The 247-nt window shown below is 37.7% G+C and carries 1 protein-coding gene; it reads left to right on the top strand.

What is annotated here, in order from left to right:
• Nucleotides 1-247, top strand: a 247-nt coding sequence (locus tag AS888_RS26800; RefSeq protein WP_260320184.1) for a transposase, incomplete at both ends; no start/stop codon positions are given.

Genomic DNA, 247 nt, shown 5'->3' with positions numbered 1-247 from the left:
CCTATTTAACAAAGAAATCACACCTGCTTTACCCTATACACGTCCTCGTACAAAAGAAGGATTCTTTCGCAAACATGACTATGTTTACGATGAACACTTTAATTGTTACCTTTGCCCTTCGGGAGAAACTTTAAAGTACTCAACAACAAATAAAGAGGGCTATCGCGAATACAAATCGCCCAAACAAATTTGTGCAACATGCTCATTTTTATCACGGTGTACGGAAAGCAAAGACCATCAAAAAGTT

This window comes from Peribacillus simplex (assembly GCF_001542915.1).
In the GTDB taxonomy this organism is placed as follows: Bacteria; Bacillota; Bacilli; order Bacillales; family DSM-1321; genus Peribacillus; species Peribacillus simplex_B.
The sequence above is the reverse complement of the archived record's forward strand: the minus strand, read 5'-3'. Positions and strand labels throughout refer to the sequence as shown.